The organism is Salinivibrio sp. IB643 (genome assembly GCF_001996105.1).
Taxonomy (GTDB): domain Bacteria; phylum Pseudomonadota; class Gammaproteobacteria; order Enterobacterales; family Vibrionaceae; genus Salinivibrio; species Salinivibrio costicola.
The window spans coordinates 126,817-148,420 of record NZ_MUFF01000007.1 but is presented as its reverse complement, the minus strand read 5'-3'; the positions used below and the strand labels follow the sequence as shown (position 1 = coordinate 148,420).

The window sequence follows — 21,604 nt, the reverse complement described above, 5'->3', positions numbered from 1 at the left end:
GTCGCAACCGCGGGAAACCAGCGCAATATTAATGCACCGGCCAGCGAAGTGTGACGACCAACCCGCCTTGCGGTCGATTGTGAGCCAGGACCTGCCCGCCATGCTGTTGTACCGCTTGCGCGGTGATCGCAAGCCCTAGCCCAGAGCCGCCAGATTGCCGCTCTCGGGCGGCAGAGACACGATAAAAAGGCCGAAAGATATCGGTCAACATGCTCTCTGGCACTCCCGGACCATCATCGGCAACCTGAATGACCAGCATGGTATCATCAATGAATGTGGTGATATCGATACCTAGGTGCGCATAACGGATCGCGTTTCTTAGTACGTTTTCCAACGCGCTACAAGCTAGGCGCGAATTAACACTCAATGTGACCGACGGCCATGGCGTTATCGTGATCGATTTGCCTTGTTGATTTGCTTCGAAACTCGCATCGTCCACCACCGACTGCCACAACACATCCGCACTGACTGACGCGCGCTCAAGCTGCCCTTGCGCTTGCAGTTTTGACAACGTAAGCAGCTCCGCAATTAAGGCTTCAAGCTGCCCCGCTTCCCGCTCAATCCTGGCCAAGCTATCACTGTGTCCTAATTCACGCTCCGCCAAGGCGCGTGCCATTTGTAAGCGCGTCAGCGGCGACCGTAACTCATGAGAAATATCCGACACCAGTTGCTGTTGCCCGGTCACCATTTGATTGAGCGCCGTAACCATATGATTAAATCCCTTCCCAGCCTCACTGAATTCTCTCGGGCCGCACTCTAACGCAGGATCCGGCACTAAATCGCCGTTGGCGACACGACGACTTGCCGCCTCAAACCGCCGCGCCGGACGCGTCAGTGTATAGGCCAACCAAAGCAACAGGGGAGTACTGACCAACATAGTGACTAGCAACAAATGCTGCGGCGTTTCCAGTATTTTCAACACGAAAGGAAGACGAGGCTGCCAACGACGGGCATGATAAAGATTGCCTTGCGCGTTATCCGTACTCACAGAAAAAGGACCGGCGAGCATGGCGCGACGCACCAAGCGTTGCATCGGCTGCTCTGTCTCATTGGTTTGAGCCATAAAGCGACGTAACTCGGTCGGTAAATCGTCAATCCGGGCCGATTTAGGGACCCAGTAAAGGGTGTTCGCTGCCCGACTGTGGCGATGACCACGACGCTGATTATGTCTGGCAACGAGCGTGGCTATCGGTATGTCGCGTGTCGTCGCGATGTTCACTAACTGATTTATTTGAGCAGCAATACGTGCTTGCTCCGCGGCCGGCACTGGGTGCAGCGATCGCGGATCGCCACGCTGGGCCCAAATGACCGCCGCTAATACCAGTAATAATGTGAGCCAAAAAATCACGAAAACCCGACCATACAAACTGGAGAAAAAAGGAACACGCGACAGGGTTTGGCGCACGCTGGCTAGTCGACCCATAAATACCCCTTTCCTCGCAGCGTTTTGATTCTTGGTTTAGCATCAGCACGTTCAGGTAACTTTTTGCGCAAATTGGAAATGTGCACATCCACGGCACGGTCAAAGGGCATCAAACGCTTACCTAACACCTGCTCACTCAAGTGAGCTTTACTTACCACTTCACCCGGATGCGCCAGCAAGCACGCCAACATTTCTGTCTCCATGCCGGTCAGATCGACCGTCTCGCCTTGGCATACTGTTTCCAACCGATGCGGGTAAACGCACACATCGTCATGGGCTAAAACAGGCTCTTGCGCTTGGGTCGGCGGCTCGGGGTCCGGTAAGCGAGTGCGTCGTAAAATCGCCCGCATTCTTGCTAGAAGCTCTCGATCACTAAACGGTTTGGCCAGGTAATCATCCGCCCCAAGCTCTAAGCCCATCACGCGGTCTACCTCTTCACCTCGTGCGGTCAACATCAAAATCGCAACATGTGACGTGGCGCGGAGTTGCCGTAACGTTTCCATACCATTTAAGACCGGCATCATGACATCGAGCAAAATAATATCTGGCGGTAACTCACTCGCCATTGCTAAGCCCATTTGTCCATTGTCCGCGCAGCGAACCGAAAACCCTTCCAATGACAGCAACTCACCAAGCAGTGCGGTCAATTCGGTGTCATCGTCAATAATTAGAACCTGCTGCATCGCCCGTGACCCTCTCCTCAATTCAGTAACGCTGAATACAATCTTTTTATCATAGCGACATCGGCACAGGCATGACTTTACCCATCTTTACATCGCATAACGTGACTTTACATCCCAAGGGTTAATCTAAACGTGTACCTACTCAATGATGGAGAGACAGGATGAAACGTTTAACCCTTGGCTTAGCCGCCGCGCTCATTGCGATTCCCACCCTTGCTGCACCGCAGTTCGGTAACGACACCAACCGCGGGATCTGGCAGGATCTTGACTTAACGGAAGCACAACAATCACAACTCGACACCCTTCGCGACACTTACCGCGATCAACGTCTCCAGGCGCGTGACGGATTCCGGCAGCAAATGAGGGCACTGCTAACTCAACCTGAATTTGATGAAGCGGCGGCCACCGAGCTATTCAATGCCATGCCACAACATGGCCGACAAATGCACGGCCAAGGGATCGAGCGCGCTCGCCATATGCATGCCATGATGCAAGTGTTGACGCCAGAGCAGCAAGAAACCTTCTTAGATAAGATGCATGACCAACGCCGACACGGCGGCTGGGATAAAGAAAAAGGCAAGCGCGGCCAAGGCCACCATGATCGTAGAGGCAATTGTTCACGATAAATCTGCGTCGTGTCATACGCATCGTGTCAACAGCCTATATACTAAGGGTTGCGTTTCATTACACAGCCCTTTTTTATGAAAAAACAGTATGCTTTCTGGGTCGAGGCCGCCGCGTGGGCAGCCACCGCGGTAGCGACCACCTTACTTCTGGCCAAATTGATTGCATGGTGGCTAACAGGATCGGTCAGTGTGCTGGCCTCATTTGTCGATTCACTGCTCGATCTACTGGCCTCGTTGACCAATTTAATTGTGGTGCGGTACGCCGTTCAACCTGCTGATAGTGAGCATAGTTTCGGGCACGGCAAAGCCGAATCCCTCGCCGCACTCGCGCAATCCACCTTTATCGTCGGATCAGCCTCTTTCTTGCTCCTCAGTGGCCTTGAACGTTTGTTCAAGCCAGTGCCGATTGCATCGCCAGAGCTTGGCGTTGCTGTCAGTGCAGGTGCCACCGTGATTACGCTAGGGTTAGTCTTATTCCAAAAATGGGTGATTCGCAAAACGGCCAGCCCAGCCATTGCTGCCGATGCACTTCACTATCAATCCGATTTATTAATGAATATTGCGATCATCGTCGCCTTGGCATTGAGTTGGTACGGCTGGACGCAAGCTGACGCTTGGTTTGCCATCGGCATCAGTGTTTTTATCCTATCTCAAGCTGTCAAAATGGCGTACGAGGCGGTCCAATCACTGCTTGATCGGCAGTTACCGCTTGAAGAGCAAGAGAAAATCGCGGTACTTTCCAGTTCTGTCGTCGGCGTTCATGGTATTCACCAACTGCGTACGCGCCAAGCCGGTATGACAAAATTTATCCAACTACACATAGAGCTTGATGACGAGCTACCCTTAGTGGATGCACATACCCTTGCAGATGCCGTAGAAGATAGGCTGCTGGTCGCCTTTCCCGGTGCGGATGTCATGATTCATCAAGACCCAAAATCGGTGGTGGCAAGGGAAACAGGTGGTGGCAAGGAAAACAAAAGCCTTGATGAGAGGCTGAACAAAAGCTCATCGGGCTGACATGTATCAACTTTTTTTCTACAGTAATTGTAATACTATTACAGAAGTAGGAAAATTACAGTTTAAGCAAGCGTCATTGCGGGTTCACTGGGGCAAGCAGGTTGCCATTTCCGCAATCGGCACGAAATAAGTGACGAACAGTCAGAGGGTAACCATGGTTAGAAAAATTGGTGTTTTGACCAGTGGCGGTGATGCGCCAGGTATGAACGCAGCGATTCGCGGTGTGGTTCGCAGCGCATTGAGCGAAGGATTAGAAGTTTACGGTATTTATGACGGGTTTCTTGGCTTGCATCAAAACCGTATCGAACGCCTAAACCGAACAAGCGTATCTGACGTGATTAACCGCGGCGGAACCTTTTTAGGTTCAGCTCGCTTCCCCGAGTTTGCTGACGAAAAAGTACGTGAGCAAGCCATTCAAAATCTAAAAATGCACGGCATTGATGCACTGGTGGTTATCGGTGGTGACGGGTCGTTCATGGGCGCGAAAAAACTGACTGAGATGGGCTATCCTTGTATTGGCCTGCCAGGCACCATTGATAACGACGTCGCCGGTACCGATTATACCATTGGCTATATGACCGCGATGAACACAGTGATCGACGCTATCGACCGTTTGCGTGACACCTCCTCGTCGCATCAGCGGATCTCTATTGTCGAAGTCATGGGGCGCCACTGCGGTGACTTGACCTTAATGGCGTCGATTGCTGGCGGCTGTGAATACATCATCACACCGGAAATTGGTCTTGATAAAGACAAGCTGCTTGCCAAAGTGAAAGAAGGCATTTACAAGGGTAAAAAGCACGCGATCATCGCGATTACAGAGCTAATGACCGATGCTAATGAACTGGCGAAGTTCATCGAAACCGAAACTGGCCGCGAAACACGTGCGACCATTTTGGGCCACATTCAGCGTGGCGGTCAGCCCGGTGCATTTGACCGTATCCTTGCTTCGCGCATGGGTGCCTATGCGGTCGACCTGCTGCAAAACGGCGAAGGCGGACGCTGTGTCGGGATTCAAAATGACAAAATGGTTCACCATGACATCATTGATGCCATTGAAAACATGAAGCGCCCATTCCGTGATGATCTTTACGAAGTGGCAGAAAAACTGTTCTAAGCCGCTCGCGATATTGCGCTGATTAGCGCATGGCGATCAAAAAACGGAACCGTGCGGTTCCGTTTTTTTGTGGAATGGCGTCAAAGCAGTTATATGCCGTCCCCAGAGATAAACGTTTTGTGTGAGCCGTTAAACTCTTGATCCATATCCAGTGAGGGCATGTGTGAACTCGGGCGCCCAACGATTTTAGCCGGCACGCCCGCCACCGTGGTGTGCGGCGGTACAGGGTTGAGCACCACAGAGCATGATCCAATTTTCGCGCCCTCGCCAATATCGATATTGCCAAGGATTTTCGCACCGGCGCCGATCATCACACCGGTCCGAATTTTCGGATGGCGATCACCGCCTTCTTTTCCGGTCCCGCCGAGAGTAACATCTTGCAAGATAGAAACATTATCTTCGATCACCGCCGTCTCACCGATCACGATCCCCGTGGCGTGGTCAAACATGATCCCACGTCCGATAGTGGCCGCCGGATGAACATCCACCTGACTAGTCACTGAAATTTGGTTTTGTAGGTACGTCGCTAACTCTTTGCGACCTTGGTGCCACAGCCAATTTGCCACACGGAAGCCTTGCAAGGCATGAAACCCTTTTAGGTACAGTAAGGGCGTGGAGTACAGTTCCACCGCAGGATCCCGCTCTACCGTGGCACAAATATCGCAGGCAGCCGATTCAGCCACCGACGCATCATTGGCATACACTTCTTCAATCACTTCTCGCACCGCCATCGATGGCATCGACGGCGTCGACAATTTATTGGCCAAAATATAGCTCAGGGCACTGGCGAGATTATCGTGCTTGATAATTGTGGCATGGTAAAAGCTGGCCAACATGGGCTCGCGCTCTGAGTGTTCGCGTGCTTCTGTTTTTACCGCTTGCCATACACGGTTCTGTTGGCATTCTTTTTTAGCCTGATTCACTGCCTTCATCCTTATCAAAAATCACCGGCAACTGGGACGTTCCCCTACCGTGCCAGTGTATAAAAAAAACGCGCGGTTCTCACCCCGCGCGCCTATTTATATGCTGATACACGTTGCCGTTATTCGGATTTTTTATCGCGGGCCAGCAAGTCTCGAGCAGCGTGATGCGCCAATTTATCCTGATATAAAACTTGATAAATTTGCTCCACAATCGGCATTTCAACCCCAGCGCGCTGCGCCAGGGCCCACACCTCTTTGGTATTGCGAAAGCCCTCAACCACTTGACCGATATTATCCTGCGCCGCTTGCACGCCTTCACCTTGGCCAAGCGCCAGCCCAAAGCGGCGATTACGCGATTGATTATCGGTGCAGGTTAAAACCAGATCACCTAAACCAGCCATGCCCATAAAGGTCTCTCGCGATGCGCCTAGCGCTTCACCCAAGCGCGTCATTTCCGCCAAGCCACGCGTAATCAGAGCCGTGCGCGCATTGGCGCCAAACCCGATACCATCAGAAATCCCAGCCCCAATCGCAATCACGTTTTTTACCGCGCCACCTAATTGCATGCCGATAAAATCATGATTGCCGTAAACGCGGAAACTCTGCTGGCAATGAATCGTCTCTTGCAAATCACGCACAAACTCGGGGTCAGGCGAGGAAACAGAAATCGCCGTCGGCATACCAGCCGCCAGCTCTTTAGCGAAAGTGGGACCCGAGAGTACCGCCAGCGAGCGCGAATCACCCAGTTGTTCACGCGCGACTTCTTGCAACAGGCGTCCGGTTTCCGGTTCTAGCCCTTTTGTGGCCCAGCAAACGCGAGAATCCGCGCGTAAGTAGGGCCGGATTTGGCCGAGCACTTGACCAAAGACGTGGCTGGGCACTACCACCAATAAATCACGACTGGCATTCACCGCCACGGACAAATCGGCACAAAGCACCAGCGAGTCTGGAAAGGCGACGCCTGGTAAAAAAGCCTGGTTAGCACGGTCAATTTCCAGCTGCGCAAGATGACGTGGATCGTGCCCCCATAACACAACGTTGGCACCATTTCTCGCCAGTGAGATCGCTAAGGCCGTGCCGTACGAGCCAGCGCCCAATACAACAATCGCGGCGTCTTGAGTGGGAGCAAGATCAGTCATAATGACCCCTTAGGCTTGCGCGTCTTCTTCGCCTGATTTCGCGTCCGCCTGCTGTTGCAGGTAGTTCATGAACAAGGCATCAAAGTTTACCGGTGCAAGGTTAAGCTGTGGGAACGTCCCTTTAACGACCAAGCTAGAAATCGTCTCACGCGCGTAAGGGAACAGAATATTCGGGCAAAAAGCGCCGAGGCAATGCGCTAATTGCGGCGCATCCATGCCGGTAACCGAGAAGATGCCACCTTGTTGTACTTCGCACAAGAACGCGCTGCTCTCTTGGTTTTTCACGGTCACGGTTAGACGCAGAACAACCTCGTAAATGCCTTCACCCAGCTCGCGGCTTTGCGTGTCTAAATCTAAGTTAACGTCAGGTGCCCAGTCTTGCTGAAAAACGTCAGGTGAATTTGGCGCCTCAAAAGACACGTCTTTAAGAAAAACGCGTTGGATAGCAAAGTTTTGCTCGGCTTGTTGGTTGTTTTCTGCTTCAGCCATGGTGGTTCGTCCTTTCTAACTAGTTGCTTATGTGCCGGGCACATTAAAAAATGCGAGCCACTGCGTCATGCAGTCGCTCGAGATTTGAGTGAGGGATCACTTTTTCTTTTTGCTTTTGCCTTTACCACTTTTGGCGCGGACCAATGGCATTTTGGCATCGTTCCACGAGGTCAAGCCGTCTTTGAGCACATACACAGACTCAAAACCCGCTTTGGCGAGTTGATTCGCACTGTCAGCCGCGGTTTGACCGGTCTTGCATACTACGATGATGGGGTCCGTTTTATGTTTTTCAAGTTCGCCAAATGAGTGCGATTTAATTTCACTGGGCAATACGTTGATTGCGCCCGTGATATGCCCCGCACGAAACTCGTCATGACTGCGAATATCCACAAACACCCCATTTTCACGGTTGTTCAGGATCACGGCATCGTTCGGAGCCACCACTTTGTAAGCGGCGGTTTTCTGTTTGATCAGCGACATCAACAAGGTGGCAGCTAAGCCAACCCAGACCAGTGTCAGAATCATGTTGTTGGAGACAAAATCGATATATTCCTGCATAACCTTTGCTCTATACTGCTTGTTTGTCCCGCGAGGCGAGAGTCCATCAAGGGGTGAAAATGGTGTCGAGTATAACCTGCTCGTCAGGGTTTTACAGCCTGCCAAGACGAAATCGCGCGCTTGCTCACTCACGATGATCGAATGATAAATTTTCGCTCCCCTCAATATGTTAAAAAGAAAGAAGGTTTCATCAATCGCAGACATCGAGTGAAGCCATTCGCGTATACCGACAATCTTCGCCATAATGAGGGGAGTCAAGGGTAGAAGGCAAGCCATGCAACCCTTGCTGGTTAACTTATCAGCTGGAATAATTGATCTTAGCCTACGTATCCTTGCGTAAAATGTTGTAAAATTACGCACACCGCACCACTGAGGCCTGATGCTAGCCTCAAATCTGGCATCAAGCCTCAGTGGCTGCTCCATGACATCCAATGTCAATGGCATCCAATGTCAGTCTTTAGCTTGAATTAAGAGGACGTAATATGTCTGCGAAAAAACCACTTGCACTGGTGATTCTCGATGGCTGGGGCTATCGTGACCCACAAAGCGATAATGCCATCACCAATGCTAACACGCCGGTTATCGACAGCCTGATGGCCGACAATAGCACCTTGATTTCAGCATCCGGTTTTGACGTTGGCCTGCCTGATGGGCAAATGGGTAACTCAGAAGTCGGTCACGTGAATATCGGTGCAGGCCGCGTGGTGTATCAAGAACTCACCCGTATCACAAAATCCATCGCCGATGGCGACTTTAACCAGACCCCCGCACTCACTGCCGCGGTCGATAAAGCCGTGGATAAAGGCAAAGCCGTTCATATCATGGGTCTGATGTCACCAGGTGGCGTTCATAGCCATGAAGACCACATTGCTGCCATGGTTGAGTTAGCCGCTGAGCGTGGTGCGGATCAAATCTATCTGCACGCCTTCTTGGATGGTCGTGATACGCCACCACGTAGCGCAAAAGCCTCGCTTGAGCGTTTTGACGCCCTGTTTGCCAAGCTAGGCAAAGGACGTACGGCCTCACTGGTGGGTCGCTACTACGCGATGGACCGCGACAACAACTGGGATCGTGTAGAGCGAGCTTACGATTTGTTGACCTTGGCGCAAGGCGAGCATAGCGCAACGAGCGCGGTTGAAGGCCTCGAAGCAGCGTATGCTCGTGAAGAAAATGACGAGTTTGTCGCCCCAACGGAAATCTTCCGTGAGGGTGACAACAAAGCGACCATCAACGACGGCGACGCAGTCATTTTCATGAACTTCCGTGCCGACCGGGCGCGCGAAATGACTCGTGCCTTTATGCCTGAGTTTGATGGATTTGCGCGTAAGAAGTATGCCGAACTGTCCGACTTTGTCATGCTGACCGAATACGCAGCCGATATCGATACGACGGTGGCTTTCCCACCGACAAGCCTGTCAAACACCTTGGGTGAGTGGCTATCGAAAACCGGTAAAACCCAGCTACGTATTTCAGAAACTGAGAAATACGCGCACGTCACTTTCTTCTTCAACGGTGGTATGGAAACCGTATTTGAAGGCGAAGAGCGCTCTTTGGTGGCGTCACCCAAAGTGGCCACTTACGATCTACAACCCGAAATGAGCTCTGAAGAGCTAACGGATAAACTGGTTGATGCGATTAAGTCCGGCAAGTTCGATATGATCATCTGTAACTACCCGAACGGTGATATGGTAGGTCATACGGGCGTCTACGAGGCTGCTGTCCAAGCGTGTGAAGCTGTCGATGGCTGTATCGGTCGCGTGCTAGAAGCGATTAAAGAAGTGGACGGTCAAATGCTGATCACCGCCGACCACGGTAACGCTGAAATGATGGTTAACGAGGAAACGGGCGGTGCATATACCGCACACACCAACTTACCAGTCCCACTGATGTATGTCGGTAGCAAACCCGTGACCTTGAAAGAAGGCGGTAAGCTGTCTGATCTGGCACCGACCATGTTGGCATTGTCCGATATGCCGATTCCTGAAGAGATGACTGGCAAGCCTCTGTTCGATCTGAAATAATCTCCCCATGCGGGAGAAACGAACACGCCTCGGTCAAACCCTCCGCGCCAGTGCATTATGCACTGGCGCTTTTCTGTGTCTATTCACAGGGTCTGTGTACGCTAACTCACAACTTGAGGGCGTGAGCGATGAGATTGCCCGCCAACAATCACAGCTGGCCGCGCACAATAAAAAACTCAATACACTCCAGCGCGACTTAAAAGCGCAATCTAAACGGATTGACACCTTGTCCAGGCGCATCCGCCAAGCGCAAGCTAGCCTGCAAGAAACAGATACCGACATTACCCAGCTGACGCAACAACAAGCGCGATTAAAGCAGGAAATAATCGCCCAACAAGCCCAACTGGGCGAGCTTATCGATGCGCAATATCGTCAAGGCAAACACGATCAACTCAAACGACTGCTCAGCCAAGAATCGCCAGCCACCCTTGACCGGTTAACGCGCTATGCCGAAATCGTTGCAGGCACAATGCAGCAAACGATTGAGTCACTCGCCGCGACCCGTACCGATTATCAGCTCACCGCTCACCAGCTCAAACAGCAGCGGGATAAGCAAACGCAGCTCGTGGCAGAGTTAACCGATAAAAAGCGTGAGCTTGAGACTGAGCAAAACGCACAAAGCCAAACGGCGAAACAAATTCGTGCCAAGATTGCCAGTAACAGCGCATATTTAGCCGAGCTCAAAGCGAATAAGCAGCGCTTGCAAGAACAAATCGCCGAAGCGGCACGACGCGCGCAGGTCAATATGGCAGGCATTAGTGACGCTAAAGGAAAACTCACTTGGCCCGCCCAAGGTAAACTCCTGCACCGCTTTGGCGAGCGCCAATCCGGCGAAGTGACTTGGAATGGCATCGTGATTGATGCCAAGCGTGGCACGGAAGTGAAAGCGGCGCATGCAGGAAAAGTGGTGCTATCCAGTTGGCTACGTGGCTACGGGCTATTGATTGCCGTCGATCATGGCAAGGGGGATATGAGCTTGTACGGCTATAATCAAGCATTACTCAAAGACGTCGGCGACACAGTGACCGCCGGTGAACCGATTGCCTTAGTTGGCGACAGTGGCGGACAATCAACACCATCGCTATATTTCGAGATTCGTCGTAAAGGCAATACCACTAACCCAGTTCCTTGGTTGGATTAAAAACGCCCACCCCATGGGTGAGCGCTGTCAATATTGCCAAGCACCTGGTGAGCCTTCAATCACCCGGTCACATGGCGTTATAGGTCTCTTACATTAGCCCTGCCAGTCGAGGATCACCTTGCCAGACTGCCCTGAGCACATCATCTCAAAGCCTTCTTGAAAGTCATCCACGTGGTAATGGTGGGTAATGATGGGGGTTAAATCCAACCCTGATTGAATCAAGGAGGCCATCTTGTACCAAGTCTCAAACATTTCGCGACCATAGATACCTTTGATTACCAAGCCTTTAAAGATCACTTGGTTCCAATCAATGCCCATATCGCTCGGTGGGATCCCGAGTAAAGCAATATTGCCGCCATGGTTCATGGCTGACAGCATGCTATTAAAAGCGGCAGGGACGCCCGACATTTCCATGCCAACGTCAAAGCCTTCCGTCATTCCAAGCTCTTCCATCACCGATTCTATCGAGGTCTCGGCGACGTTTACCGCCCGAGTCACGCCCATTTTGCGGGCAAGCTCAAGGCGATACTCGTTCACATCAGTGATCACCACATGGCGCGCCCCAACATGGCGCGCCACCGCTGCCGCCATGATACCAATCGGGCCGGCACCTGTGATTAGCACGTCTTCGCCGACCAGATCAAACGATAACGCGGTGTGCACCGCATTGCCAAATGGGTCAAAGATCGAGGCTAAATCGTCCGAAATTTCCGCTGGAATTTTGAAGGCATTAAACGCTGGGATCACTAAATATTCCGCAAATGCGCCAGGACGATTGACCCCGACCCCTTCGGTATTACGGCAAAGGTGGGTGCGTCCGCCGCGGCAATTACGGCAGTGACCACAAGTAATGTGGCCTTCTCCGGAGACGCGATCACCGATGGCGAAGCCTTTGACTTCTTGTCCAATCCCAACCACTTCGCCCACATATTCGTGACCGACTACCATGGGAACCGGAATGGTGTTTTGCGACCACTCATCCCACTTGTAAATATGAACGTCGGTACCGCAGATGGCGGTTTTGCGGATTTTGATCAGTAGATCGTTATGCCCAAGCTCAGGCAGCGCCGCCTCCGTCATCCAAATACCGGGCTCGGCTTTTAGCTTCGCCAGGGCTTTCATGCTTGTTTGTGTCATACGATTACCCAATCAGTTGCATTTCTTTACCGACTTTGATGAAAGCATCAATCGCGCGGTCCAGTTGCTCACGCGTGTGTGCAGCTGACATTTGAGTGCGAATACGTGCTTGCCCTTTCGGCACCACCGGATAAGAGAAGCCCACGACATAAACGCCCTCTTGCATCATACGTTCGGCAAACTCACTCGCGACTTTGGCATCTCCCAGCATCACCGGAATAATGGCATGATCCGCGCCTGCTAGCGTGAGACCTGCCTCAGTCATGCGAGCCCGGAAATGTGCGCTGTTATCCCATAGCTGTGCGCGCAAATGGTCACTTTCCGCCAGCATATCGAGCACGCGAATAGAGGCCGACACAATCGCCGGTGCCAGTGAATTCGAGAACAGATAAGGGCGTGAACGTTGACGCAACCAATCGATCACTTCTTTTTTACCCGATGTATAGCCACCCGAGGCTCCCCCCATGGCTTTACCCAAGGTCCCAGTGATGATATCAACGCGGTCCATGACTTGGTGGTATTCGTGGGTGCCTCGGCCATGATCGCCCATAAAGCCCACAGCGTGGGAGTCATCCACCATCACCAACGCGCCATACTGCTCAGCCAGATCGCACACCGCGGGCAAGTTAGCGACCACGCCATCCATCGAGAAAACGCCGTCGGTGACAATCAAGATATTCGCCACATTGGCTGCTTTCGCGGCTTTAAGTTGGGCTTCCAGCTCGTCCATATCGTTGTTGGCGTAACGGAACCGCTTCGCTTTACATAAACGCACCCCATCAATGATCGATGCATGGTTCAACGCATCTGAGACAATGGCATCATCAGGCCCCAGGATAGTTTCGAACAAGCCGGTATTCGCATCAAAGCATGACGAATACAAAATCGTATCTTCCATGCCCAAAAAGTCAGAGAGTTTGGCCTCAAGGGTTTTATGGGCGTCTTGCGTGCCACAAATAAAGCGCACTGACGCCATACCAAAGCCGTGCTCATCCATCCCCGCTTTGGCAGCCTCAACCAAGGCAGGATGATTGGCTAACCCTAGATAGTTATTCGCGCAGAAATTGAGCACCTGTTGCTCATGATTAACGGCCACACTGGCCGATTGCGGGGAAGTAATAAGGCGTTCACTTTTGTACAAGCCATCAGCTTTTACTTGCTCAAGCTGATGACGCATTTGCTGATAGAAGGCAGCCGTCATCGCAATCTCCATGCTGGTGATGATTACTTTTGGAAGGCCGCCGCACAGTTTCTGTACGGCGAATGATTGGCTGCTATCATGGCACGTTCATTAGGTTTGTGCCAATAACCCGCACGAGACAGTGATTCATATCGTGTATTCCGCCTTAGGCTGGCGGAATATCGCGCAAAACACAATAAACGACGTTGGACCGGTTAGTTTAAGGTATCCCGTGCGCGTATATCTTGGCGAACCAATTGCTGCTGATAGTGGTCCATTAATGCAGCGATAGCGGTTTGCCCTTGCGAGGAAGTCAGCGGATGTAGCAACGCCAACATCTGTAAAACGCCTTTGTAGATCACACCAGCATGAATATGTGTTTGTGGCGCTTGCGCACTTTGGTAGAAAATCCAGCTTGACGCGACCTGCTTCAAGGTTTCGCCCACGGCAGCCAACCCACTCTCACTCAGATTCAACCATCCCGCATGGCTGTAATGCTGCAAAATAGTCATCAGGTTGGTTTGAAGCTGTTGTTGTGCATCGAGGTACTTATGCTGTAACGCTTCATCGCGACGCAGAATATCGGGCAGATTGGCGTAAAAAAAGCGGTAGCGCCACATCAAACTGAACGTTGCATCAAGATAATGTTGCAACAGCGCTTGGGTATCTTCTTGAGGCTGACTAGGATCAAACGCAAGGGCGAGATCTTGCGCGTATTGATCAAAAATGCTGTGTATAATCGCCTCTTTATTACGAAAGTGGTAATAAAGGTTTCCCGGGCTTATCCCAAGATCAGCCGCAATATGATTCGTGGTAATATTTGGCTCACCGTGTTGATTGAATAAAGCCAGTGCAGCATGGATAATTCGGTCTTGGGTTTTCATGTATGGTTCAGTCCTCTGCCCGGTTGATGCGTAACCATACTATCACAGTCAACAATAATGGCGACGGCGTCTGTCGCCTGCAACGATGAATTAGGTAACGATATGATTTTTGTGACTGGTGGTGCCGGCATGATCGGTAGCAACTTAGTAAAAGCACTTAACGAGCAAGGCTATCGTGACATCGTTGTCGTCGATAACCTTAAAGACGGCACCAAATTCGTTAACCTGGTTGATTTGGATATTGCTGATTACATGGATAAGGAAGACTTTCTTACCCAAATCATGGCCGGTGAGAACTTCGGGCCTATCGAAGCGATTTTCCACCAAGGTGCTTGCTCAGCGACCACCGAGTGGGACGGCAAGTACATGATGCTCAATAACTATGAATATTCTAAAGAGCTATTGCATTACTGCATTGACCGTGACATTCCGTTTTTATACGCCTCGTCAGCGGCTACTTATGGCGGCCGCGACAGTGACTTCATTGAAGCGCCAGAGTATGAAGGCGCGCTGAATGTTTACGGCTACTCGAAGCAGCAGTTTGATAATTATGTCCGTCGCGTGCAAGACGATGCCAAGGCGCACGGTGAAACACTGCCACCGATCACCGGTTTTCGTTACTTCAACGTTTACGGCCCTCGTGAGCAGCACAAAGGCAGCATGGCGTCCGTTGCTTACCACCTGAACCAGCAAATCTTAAACGGTGAAAACCCGAAGCTGTTTGAAGGCAGTGACACCTTTAAGCGTGATTTCGTCTATGTTGGCGACGTGTGTCAAATGAATATCTGGTTCTGGCAGCAACAAATCTCCGGCATTTTTAACTGTGGTACTGGCCGTGCCGAACCGTTTAGCGCCGTCGCCAACGCTGTCATCGCGTTTCACGGTCAAGGGGAAATTGAAGAGGTGCCGTTCCCCGATCACTTAAAAGGCCGCTATCAAGCTTACACGCAGGCCGATTTGACCAAGGTTCGTGAAGCCGGATATACCGCTTCCTTTAAGACTGTGGCTGAAGGTGTTGCCGCCTATCTGGCTGAAATCAATCGCTAATATAATGATGTTTACGCCAAGCCGTGACGCTTGGCGTATGAGAAAATCGAATAATGACAAAACAGCGACCCGATTACGATCCAAATGCCTATAACCCCGAATTTTCGCGTGCCTTCCTCGCACCGAAATATTGGGGCACCTGGCTAATGTTATTGGCTGCCTTGCCAATCTGTTTGTTGGTGCCTGCACGAGCAAAGTATCGCTTTGCCCAATGGGTGGCACGCAAGCTGGTGAAAAAGAAAAAAGGCACGATTTTGAATGCATGGCTCAACCTTGAAGCCTGCTTTCCAGAGCAATCTAAGCAAGCACGCGAAGCGATCTTGGTCGAGACGCTAACAACCGCAGGAGCGTTTTTACTCAGTTTTCCACTGATTACGTTACGTGGTCGTCAGTGGTTTCAACAGCACTGTGATGTCATTGGCATGGAGCATATTACCCGCCACACCGATCATGGTGAGCCGGTGATCTTGTTTGTGCCCCATACCTGGGCGATTGATGCGGCGGCGATTTTATTTGCCTCACAGGGCTTACCTGTCGCTGCCTTCTCAAAACGACAAAAAAACGGTCTCCTCGACTGGCTGATGCACCGTCAACGAGTACAATATGGTGGTAACTGCTACGAACGAGAAGCAGGGATTAAACCTTTTATTCGTGCGGTTAAACGAGGCTTCTTAGGCTATTACCTGCCCGATGAAGATATGCGTGATGAAAGCAGTGAGTTTGTTCCTTTTTTCTCAACAACCAAGGCGACACTGCCAAGTCTCGGCAAGTTGAGCAAAGTCACGCGTTCGCATATCGTGCCTGTGCTATCTGGCTTTGATGCCAAAACCGGCCGGTTTGTCATTACCATCCATCCAGCATTTAGCGAGTTTCCAACCGGTGATAGCAAAACGGACGCCCACATGATGAATCAACACATCGAAACCATGCTCGAGGGTCAATACGATCAATACATGTGGATCCTACAGCTGCTCCGCACACGCGAAGACGGCCGCAATATCTACCAAGAGGCAAAAAGGAAACGGGCATCATGACACGAGTACTCGTCATTGGCCCGTCTTGGGTCGGCGATATGGTGATGTCGCAATCACTGTATAAAGCCATCAAACAACAACACCCTGACGCCACCATTGACGTGATGGCGCCTGGATGGTGCGCCCCTATTTTGGCGCGTATGCCAGAAGTTAATCGCAGTATCGACATGCCACTGGGTCATGGAGAATTTGCACTCGGTAAGCGCTACCAATTAGGTAAACGCTTAGCAAAACATGGCTATGACCATGCCTATGTATTGCCTAATTCCGCCAAATCGGCGCTGATCCCTTGGTTTGCTGGGATCCCAACACGTACCGGTTGGAAAGGTGAAATGCGTTATGGTTTGCTCAACGACCTGCGTCCCAATAAAAAAGCGTTTCAATATATGGTTGAGCGCTATGTTGCCCTGGCACACCCACGCGCCACGATGCAAAGTTCGGTCTCACTCGGCGGCCTTGAAGGCCTACCAAAACCTGAATTAACCATTGATCCTGACGCACAAGCGGCTGTGATCACCAAGCTGGGCTTAAACCAAGATAGACCCATCGTGGGTCTTTGCCCGGGTGCCGAGTTCGGCCCAGCCAAAAAGTGGCCTGAGCAACACTATGCCGAGGTCGCTCGCCAGATGCATGCTAAGGGGTTTCAAGTTTGGCTGTTTGGCTCAGCCAAAGATATCGACACCTGTGAAAAAATTGCCGCCCTTGCCGACAACGCATCGAATATTCATGTGTTAGCGGGTAAAACCAATTTAATTGAGGCTGTTGATCTATTAGGCGCTTGTCAAACCGTCGTCAGTAATGACTCCGGCTTGATGCACATCGCCGCGGCGGTCAACTGCCAGGTCATTGCCATTTATGGCTCAACGTCCCCCGATTACACGCCGCCTTTAACCAGTAAGGTCGACATTGTGCATACAGATATTGAATGTCGCCCCTGCTTTCAACGCGAATGTCCACTTGGGCATTTGAAGTGTTTAAAGGATTTGGACCCTAGCCGCGTTATTTCTTTAATAAAGATGGATAAAGCGTCATGAGTGAAAGGAATTCAACCGTTGCCGTTGCACTTATCGTTAAAAACGAGGCGCATAATATTGACCTATGTTTGCAGTCTGTATGCAATTGGGTGGATGAAATCGTTGTACTGGACGCGGGAAGCTCAGATAACACAACTGAAATAGCTAAACAGTATACGGATAAAGTCTACGTAGCTTCAGACTGGCGTGGATTTGGAAAACAACGCCAGCGCGCTCAATCATATGTAGAAAGTGACTTTGTGTTTTGGTTAGACGCAGATGAAAGAGTCACACCTGAATTAAAGAAAAATATCTTAGGTGTTATCAATGACCACCAACCTAACTGTGTCTATTACATAAATAGGCTTTCTAACGCCTTTGGGAAAGAAATCAAGCACTCTGGTTGGCACCCAGATTGGATTTGCCGACTTTATAAAACATCAGAAACTCATTATTCTGATTCTCTCGTGCATGAACATGTTGTTGTTCCTAACACACATAAGAAAATTTATTTAAATGGTGTTCTACTGCATAACACGTTTAATTACCTCCATGAATATACCGCTAAAACCAACCAATATATAAAGTTATGGAGTGATCAGCGCGAGGGCAAGAAGAGCTCAAGTGTCTCCAAAGCTTTAGGGCATGCTCTTTTTAGATTTATTAAGATGTATTTCTTGAAAAAAGGATTTTTAGATGGTCGACATGGCTTTATCCTCGCACTTCTCAGCGCCAACGTCGTTTTTACGCGTTATGCCGACTTATGGCTAAGAGACTATGTCAAAAAACAACGTTAAGATGCACATTTGCCRCGTTAATCTCGCTTCTGGTTTTAGCGGCGGTGAGCGACAAACGCTCACACTGATTAAACAACAGCTCGCAATGGGTTATCGACTCACCGTAGTGGTGAACCCCAAAAGCCCGCTCGCTGATAAAATTCGCGCGTTAGAACAATGCCAATTAGTGCTTTGTCCGCACTATACTCGACGACATGAGCGCTCAATCACCGCAACATGTGATCTGGTCCATGTCCACGAAGGCCGAGCGATTTATTGGGCATTGCTCCAGCGCTTATTACATAATGTGCCTTATATCGTGACACGCCGCATTGATAATCCTTTAAAGAAAAAGTGGTTATCTCAACTTGCATACCGCAAAGCGAGTGCCCTGGTCGGTTTGAGTTCGGAGATTATCCATCAACTAGAAAAACGTTACCCTGATGCCAAGTTAGTCAAAATTCCTAGCTCTCCTGTCATCTACCCTGTATCGCAAGATAAGGTTGAGAAAATCAAAGCGCAATTTCATGGGAAGTTCTTAGTGATTCATGCCGCCAATATGTATGCGCATAAAGGCTTTGATGTCACGATAGAAGCGGCACGGTTACTTGCTAACACATCGCCCAACATCCAGTTTTGTTTGCTTGGTGATGGTAAAGAGCGTGAAGCGTTAGAGCTTCAAGCGAAAGGAATCAGCAACGTTCACTTTGCTGGTAAACAAACGAATATGGGCGATTGGTTCGCAGCGGCCGATTTACTCGTTCATCCTTCCTATTCAGAAGGCTTAGGTTCGGTCATTTTAGAAGCAATGGCAGCCGGGCTCCCTGTTGTTGCAACGCGTGCTGGCGGGATCCCTGATATCATTGAGCATGGTGTCACTGGGCATCTTATTGAACCAGGCAATGCTAACCAGTTGGCGCAACGTATCGAGGACATCACACAGCAAGGCGCGCTTCTAGCGCACCTTATTGCCGGTAGCCTACAACAGGCAGTAGCATGTGATATTTCCCAAACCGCGCTTACTTATCAAACGCTCTATCAGAAAATCATCACTGAGCTTCGTTAACTAACAATGCCTGTCTGACCTCGGGGTAATGGTCAAGCAGCATCTTAAGCTGCCTATCGTTCCCACCTTGGCGAATGTTGGTCTGCGCTAATCCAATAGCACGATGCCGTTTTAAAGCAAACGATGGGTCGCTATATGGCACTTTCATGCACAGGCTACCTTGTCGAATTGCCATGACCTTTAGCCACAAGTCGTCTGCGCTCGGAGCGAGCTGCATGGATAATGACTGATCGAGTACATCAGGATGAAGTGATTGCGGTGGATATAAAATACCCTCGCAGCCAGTGAGCATCAGGTGATGACTGGGTGTAGAGAGGCTAGCGCAGTATTGCCAGCGTTTGTAGGGCCGCACTTCGCCACCTCGAGTCGTGATTTTGTGTCCTCGATGCCCATAAATATGGCCCGGATGATGGCGGCAAGTGCGAATCAACCCTTCAATCATACTGTGCGGATACAGCTCATCATCATCAACAGTCAATACATAGGCTTCGGGGACCAAATTTAAAGTGGGAATAATCTTTTTGTATGACTTGGTATTCTCGCAATATCTTACCTCTAGCCCGCGCTCACGTTGCCGCTTTAGCGAATGTGGCAGATTAACATCATTGTATTCCTTTTCGTCGAGCCAAAGAATAATGCGGTTTGGTGGGCAAGTCTGCTGCGCCAACGACTCGACGACGAGGTAGACCTCATGCACCTTTTCAGCAAACGAGGTCAAGCTAACAACTAACGGCGTATCAAAATACGCGTGATCGGAAACCAAGGAGCTTGTATCAGTAAGCATCTGCTGGTGAAGTTGTTCTTGGCGAAGACGCGTCGCGAAAATACTTTCAATGTCCCTTTGGTTGCGATGGCGCTGCTTACGCTCTCTGATGCTTTTCTCTATTTTTTTTAATATTCCCATGCTATTGCTGTAATTCGCTGCTAAATGGCGCTAACTCTAGCATAACTTAGTAATTGATTATCAGACCCAAGTGTCAAGGCGTGAGCTATTACCGACAATCAAATATCAACAAATTCCAATCAAGTCGTTATTATGGAAACTATCTATCAATAGGAGTTTCCCTGTGCGCTGGTTATACACATTATTACTCACGCTTGCTGCCCCTTTTTTGCTTGTCGGGCTTTATCGTAAACGGCCCGGTAAGCCGGCGATGGGGGAGCGCTGGCAAGAGCACTTTGGTCGCACACCCAACATTGAGGGGGCGCCGATTTGGTTGCATGCGGTTTCCGTGGGGGAGGTCCTCGCCGCCAAGCCGGTGATCAGTGCAATGCAACAAGCTTATCCCGATGTTCCTATCCTCATCACCACCACTACAGCCACTGGGGCCGAGCAGGCAATGCGCATCAAAGGTGTGAACCATCGCTATATGCCGGTTGATTTTCCGTTTGCGATTCGTGGTTTTTTACGTGCAGTCTCTCCAAGGCTATGCGTGATCATGGAGACCGAGCTTTGGCCCAATACTTTGCATCATGTCAGTCGTGCCGGTGTTCCCATTACGATCATTAATGCGAGACTTTCTGAAAAGGCATGCCACCATTATCAAAAAATTGCGCCGCTCTTTCGTGCCATGAGTCAGCATATCGATCTCATACTGTGTCAGCATACCACTGATAAAGCACGTTTTGCCGCACTGGGGGTCCCCGCAGAAAAACTAAGCGCAGTTGGGTCGGTGAAGTTTGATATCAAGGCGGTAAATCCTGATTTAGGCGCTGCGCTTCGTGACGCTCGCGGTGAACGCCCTTGCTGGATAGCGGCCAGCACCCATGCAGGCGAAGATGCCATCATGTTAGCCGCCCACCGTATTTTGCTACGTGATTATCCGGATGCTTTATTGATTATGGTCCCTCGCCACCCTGAGCGCTTTGATGATGTCTCGCAACAAGTCGCGGCTCAGGGCCTCAGTATACAAAGACATACTCAGGGCGAGGCGCTTGCCACGAGCACGCAAGTGTACCTTGGCGATACCATGGGTGAGATGATGATGTATCTCGCCAGTGCAGATGTGGTTGTCATGGCAGGGAGTTTTTTAGGCGCCAAAGTTGGCGGTCATAATCTGTTAGAGCCCGCTGCGCTCAGCAAACCCTTATTAACCGGACCCAGTTACTATAACTTCCAAGTCATTGGTGATGCGTTAATAGACGCAGGCGCACTGCAAGTATGTAACGATAGCCAAGATCTCGCGGCAAAGATTGGCGCTTTCTTTAATGCACCGCCACTGGCAGCGCAAGCAGGAAAAGCCGGTTTGGCGGTGGTCGAAGAAAACCGTGGCGCCGTTGAGCGAACCTTACAAGCACTCACCCCTTGGCTTCGACACTCGCACTGAGTG

At 50.6% G+C, this 21,604-nt stretch carries 21 protein-coding genes; 11 read left to right on the top strand and 10 right to left on the bottom strand.

All coding sequences use genetic code 11. From position 1 onward, the window contains the following. Window positions 1-28 precede the first annotated feature (28 nt). Together cpxA and BZG77_RS05675 are read right to left on the bottom strand one after the other, a co-directional pair. Window positions 29-1,423: an envelope stress sensor histidine kinase CpxA gene (gene cpxA, locus BZG77_RS05680; protein ID WP_051503253.1), complete on the bottom strand. Its 1,395-nt coding sequence runs from the start codon at window positions 1,421-1,423 to the stop codon at window positions 29-31. Beyond that, entirely contained in the window at window positions 1,411-2,106 is a 696-nt protein-coding gene (locus BZG77_RS05675) for a response regulator (protein WP_077461523.1), read from the bottom strand. The genes cpxA and BZG77_RS05675 overlap by 13 nt, the downstream gene beginning before the upstream one ends. A 161-nt stretch (window positions 2,107-2,267) precedes the next feature. Here BZG77_RS05675 and BZG77_RS05670 point away from each other — a divergent pair, with 161 nt between their 5' ends. The 3 genes from BZG77_RS05670 (at window position 2,268) to pfkA (ending at window position 4,866) form a co-directional block, all read left to right on the top strand. Next, entirely contained in the window at window positions 2,268-2,732 is a 465-nt protein-coding gene (locus BZG77_RS05670) for a Spy/CpxP family protein refolding chaperone (RefSeq protein ID WP_077646519.1), read from the top strand. Window positions 2,733-2,807: 75 nt separating this feature from the next. Further along, window positions 2,808-3,749: a CDF family cation-efflux transporter FieF gene (gene fieF / locus BZG77_RS05665; RefSeq protein ID WP_025744228.1), complete on the top strand. Its 942-nt coding sequence runs from the start codon at window positions 2,808-2,810 to the stop codon at window positions 3,747-3,749. A 154-nt stretch (window positions 3,750-3,903) separates the two neighbouring features. Next, window positions 3,904-4,866 carry a 6-phosphofructokinase gene (gene pfkA / locus BZG77_RS05660; RefSeq protein ID WP_025744227.1) on the top strand — a complete coding sequence of 321 codons (963 nt, stop codon included), beginning with the start codon at window positions 3,904-3,906 and terminating at the stop codon, window positions 4,864-4,866. Window positions 4,867-4,955: 89 nt separating this feature from the next. Here the strand turns inward: pfkA and cysE are convergent, their stop codons facing one another. The 4 genes from cysE to BZG77_RS05640 form a co-directional block, all read right to left on the bottom strand. Next, on the bottom strand, window positions 4,956-5,789 hold the full coding sequence (gene cysE / locus BZG77_RS05655; RefSeq protein WP_236719494.1) for a serine O-acetyltransferase: 834 nt from the start codon (window positions 5,787-5,789) through the stop codon (window positions 4,956-4,958). 119 nt (window positions 5,790-5,908) lie between these two features. Continuing rightward, window positions 5,909-6,928, bottom strand: coding sequence for an NAD(P)H-dependent glycerol-3-phosphate dehydrogenase (gene gpsA / locus BZG77_RS05650; protein WP_077646518.1), 1,020 nt, complete (start codon window positions 6,926-6,928; stop codon window positions 5,909-5,911). Window positions 6,929-6,937: 9 nt separating this feature from the next. Further along, window positions 6,938-7,417 (bottom strand): protein-export chaperone SecB, encoded by a 480-nt coding sequence (secB, locus tag BZG77_RS05645; protein WP_077646517.1) that lies wholly within the window; start codon window positions 7,415-7,417, stop codon window positions 6,938-6,940. 96 nt (window positions 7,418-7,513) lie between these two features. Continuing rightward, window positions 7,514-7,975, bottom strand: coding sequence for a rhodanese-like domain-containing protein (locus BZG77_RS05640; protein WP_077646516.1), 462 nt, complete (start codon window positions 7,973-7,975; stop codon window positions 7,514-7,516). Window positions 7,976-8,457: 482 nt separating this feature from the next. On the opposite strand from BZG77_RS05640, the gene gpmM reads away from it, so the two are divergent. Both gpmM and BZG77_RS05630 read left to right on the top strand, forming a co-directional pair. Beyond that, on the top strand, window positions 8,458-9,996 hold the full coding sequence (gene gpmM / locus BZG77_RS05635; protein ID WP_077646515.1) for a 2,3-bisphosphoglycerate-independent phosphoglycerate mutase: 1,539 nt from the start codon (window positions 8,458-8,460) through the stop codon (window positions 9,994-9,996). Between the two features lie 94 nt (window positions 9,997-10,090). Beyond that, window positions 10,091-11,137, top strand: a complete 1,047-nt coding sequence (locus tag BZG77_RS05630; protein ID WP_241844107.1) for a murein hydrolase activator EnvC family protein — start codon at window positions 10,091-10,093, stop codon at window positions 11,135-11,137. 93 nt (window positions 11,138-11,230) lie between these two features. On the opposite strand, the gene tdh is transcribed toward BZG77_RS05630, so the two are convergent. The 3 genes from tdh to BZG77_RS05615 all read right to left on the bottom strand — a co-directional run bounded on the left by tdh (window position 11,231) and on the right by BZG77_RS05615 (window position 14,338). Continuing rightward, window positions 11,231-12,259, bottom strand: coding sequence for an L-threonine 3-dehydrogenase (tdh, locus tag BZG77_RS05625; protein WP_077461581.1), 1,029 nt, complete (start codon window positions 12,257-12,259; stop codon window positions 11,231-11,233). Window positions 12,260-12,278: 19 nt separating this feature from the next. Next, window positions 12,279-13,475 (bottom strand): glycine C-acetyltransferase, encoded by a 1,197-nt coding sequence (locus BZG77_RS05620; protein ID WP_077646513.1) that lies wholly within the window; start codon window positions 13,473-13,475, stop codon window positions 12,279-12,281. Between the two features lie 194 nt (window positions 13,476-13,669). Then, on the bottom strand, window positions 13,670-14,338 hold the full coding sequence (locus BZG77_RS05615) for a TetR/AcrR family transcriptional regulator (protein WP_077646512.1): 669 nt from the start codon (window positions 14,336-14,338) through the stop codon (window positions 13,670-13,672). Window positions 14,339-14,440: 102 nt separating this feature from the next. On the opposite strand from BZG77_RS05615, the gene rfaD reads away from it, so the two are divergent. From rfaD to BZG77_RS05590, 5 genes are read left to right on the top strand one after another with little or no spacing between them, the layout of a single operon-like run. Continuing rightward, window positions 14,441-15,385 (top strand): ADP-glyceromanno-heptose 6-epimerase, encoded by a 945-nt coding sequence (rfaD, locus tag BZG77_RS05610; RefSeq protein WP_077461580.1) that lies wholly within the window; start codon window positions 14,441-14,443, stop codon window positions 15,383-15,385. Window positions 15,386-15,438: 53 nt separating this feature from the next. Beyond that, window positions 15,439-16,419: a lauroyl-Kdo(2)-lipid IV(A) myristoyltransferase gene (gene lpxM, locus BZG77_RS05605; protein ID WP_077461514.1), complete on the top strand. Its 981-nt coding sequence runs from the start codon at window positions 15,439-15,441 to the stop codon at window positions 16,417-16,419. Further along, window positions 16,416-17,453 carry a lipopolysaccharide heptosyltransferase II gene (gene waaF / locus BZG77_RS05600; RefSeq protein WP_077646511.1) on the top strand — a complete coding sequence of 346 codons (1,038 nt, stop codon included), beginning with the start codon at window positions 16,416-16,418 and terminating at the stop codon, window positions 17,451-17,453. Before lpxM ends, waaF begins: the two co-directional genes overlap by 4 nt. Further along, on the top strand, window positions 17,450-18,229 hold the full coding sequence (locus tag BZG77_RS05595; RefSeq protein WP_077646510.1) for a glycosyltransferase family 2 protein: 780 nt from the start codon (window positions 17,450-17,452) through the stop codon (window positions 18,227-18,229). Before waaF ends, BZG77_RS05595 begins: the two co-directional genes overlap by 4 nt. A gap of 1 nt (window position 18,230) precedes the next feature. Beyond that, window positions 18,231-19,274: a glycosyltransferase family 4 protein gene (locus BZG77_RS05590; RefSeq protein WP_077646509.1), complete on the top strand. Its 1,044-nt coding sequence runs from the start codon at window positions 18,231-18,233 to the stop codon at window positions 19,272-19,274. Here BZG77_RS05590 and BZG77_RS05585 read toward each other — a convergent pair. Beyond that, entirely contained in the window at window positions 19,258-20,178 is a 921-nt protein-coding gene (locus BZG77_RS05585; protein ID WP_077646508.1) for a hypothetical protein, read from the bottom strand. The genes BZG77_RS05590 and BZG77_RS05585 overlap by 17 nt on opposite strands. 163 nt (window positions 20,179-20,341) lie before the next feature. On the opposite strand from BZG77_RS05585, the gene waaA reads away from it, so the two are divergent. Continuing rightward, on the top strand, window positions 20,342-21,601 hold the full coding sequence (gene waaA / locus BZG77_RS05580) for a lipid IV(A) 3-deoxy-D-manno-octulosonic acid transferase (protein ID WP_077646507.1): 1,260 nt from the start codon (window positions 20,342-20,344) through the stop codon (window positions 21,599-21,601). Window positions 21,602-21,604: the final 3 nt, after the last annotated feature.

Excerpts from the sequence above, each read along its gene's own strand:
- lpxM (WP_077461514.1), top strand. The coding sequence starts at position 15,439 with ATGACAAAACAGCGACCCGATTACGATCCAAATGCCTATAACCCCGAA.
- BZG77_RS05585 (WP_077646508.1), bottom strand. The coding sequence starts at position 20,178 with ATGGGAATATTAAAAAAAATAGAGAAAAGCATCAGAGAGCGTAAGCAG.
- secB (WP_077646517.1), bottom strand. The coding sequence starts at position 7,417 with ATGGCTGAAGCAGAAAACAACCAACAAGCCGAGCAAAACTTTGCTATC.
- BZG77_RS05620 (WP_077646513.1), bottom strand. The coding sequence starts at position 13,475 with ATGACGGCTGCCTTCTATCAGCAAATGCGTCATCAGCTTGAGCAAGTA.
- rfaD (WP_077461580.1), top strand. The coding sequence starts at position 14,441 with ATGATTTTTGTGACTGGTGGTGCCGGCATGATCGGTAGCAACTTAGTA.
- gpsA (WP_077646518.1), bottom strand. The coding sequence starts at position 6,928 with ATGACTGATCTTGCTCCCACTCAAGACGCCGCGATTGTTGTATTGGGC.
- gpmM (WP_077646515.1), top strand. The coding sequence starts at position 8,458 with ATGTCTGCGAAAAAACCACTTGCACTGGTGATTCTCGATGGCTGGGGC.
- pfkA (WP_025744227.1), top strand. The coding sequence starts at position 3,904 with ATGGTTAGAAAAATTGGTGTTTTGACCAGTGGCGGTGATGCGCCAGGT.
- cpxA (WP_051503253.1), bottom strand. The coding sequence starts at position 1,423 with ATGGGTCGACTAGCCAGCGTGCGCCAAACCCTGTCGCGTGTTCCTTTT.
- BZG77_RS05615 (WP_077646512.1), bottom strand. The coding sequence starts at position 14,338 with ATGAAAACCCAAGACCGAATTATCCATGCTGCACTGGCTTTATTCAAT.
- tdh (WP_077461581.1), bottom strand. The coding sequence starts at position 12,259 with ATGAAAGCCCTGGCGAAGCTAAAAGCCGAGCCCGGTATTTGGATGACG.
- fieF (WP_025744228.1), top strand. The coding sequence starts at position 2,808 with ATGAAAAAACAGTATGCTTTCTGGGTCGAGGCCGCCGCGTGGGCAGCC.
- BZG77_RS05670 (WP_077646519.1), top strand. The coding sequence starts at position 2,268 with ATGAAACGTTTAACCCTTGGCTTAGCCGCCGCGCTCATTGCGATTCCC.
- BZG77_RS05675 (WP_077461523.1), bottom strand. The coding sequence starts at position 2,106 with ATGCAGCAGGTTCTAATTATTGACGATGACACCGAATTGACCGCACTG.
- BZG77_RS05640 (WP_077646516.1), bottom strand. The coding sequence starts at position 7,975 with ATGCAGGAATATATCGATTTTGTCTCCAACAACATGATTCTGACACTG.
- BZG77_RS05595 (WP_077646510.1), top strand. The coding sequence starts at position 17,450 with ATGAGTGAAAGGAATTCAACCGTTGCCGTTGCACTTATCGTTAAAAAC.
- waaF (WP_077646511.1), top strand. The coding sequence starts at position 16,416 with ATGACACGAGTACTCGTCATTGGCCCGTCTTGGGTCGGCGATATGGTG.